This is a genomic window from Psychrosphaera sp. 1_MG-2023, assembly GCF_030548245.1.
Lineage (GTDB): Bacteria > Pseudomonadota > Gammaproteobacteria > Enterobacterales > Alteromonadaceae > Psychrosphaera > Psychrosphaera algicola.
Window position 1 is genome coordinate 1 of record NZ_JAUORW010000063.1, and the last position, 577, is coordinate 577.

The window sequence follows — 577 nt, forward strand, 5'->3', positions numbered from 1 at the left end:
TCTGAGGCCAATTCAATTTTTTGATAAGGGATTGAACTTGCAACAATTGGATCTGAACCAAATTCCAGCTCCAGTTCATCACTGTAACCGTCACCGTCGTCGTCATTGTCTTCTTGGTCGAACGTACCATCCATATCGGTATCAACAATATCCGCTGGGAATTCGTCAATAACAAGACCGGTTGTTGTATCTGCTTCGGTTTTACCTGCATTCCATGAATCAGGGAAACCATCGCTATCTTCATCAGCTGATGCGGCTACATCTAATGGGAACGCATCGGCATTATTACCAACCCCATCGCCGTCAGTATCTGCAAATTCAGTTGCATCATTCGGGAACGCGTCAACAACTAAAGACGTTTCGACACCCTCTACTAATGCGTCTGGATAACCATCACCGTCTGTATCTGCTGATGCGGCTGCATCATTCGGGAAGGCATCAACTTTATCCATTACGCCATCTGAGTCAACGTCGACATCAAAGCTTGCCGTTTCAGTCGCTAACTTAAACAACTCATTACCTGTACTGCCGTTATTGGCGTACATTAATAATTCATTGTTCACTGACGCGATAAACG

At 44.9% G+C, this 577-nt stretch carries 1 pseudogene; it reads right to left on the minus strand.

Annotated elements, in window-relative coordinates:
• Positions 1-577, minus strand: a pseudogene (locus Q4575_RS19725) (hypothetical protein); the annotation flags it as partial.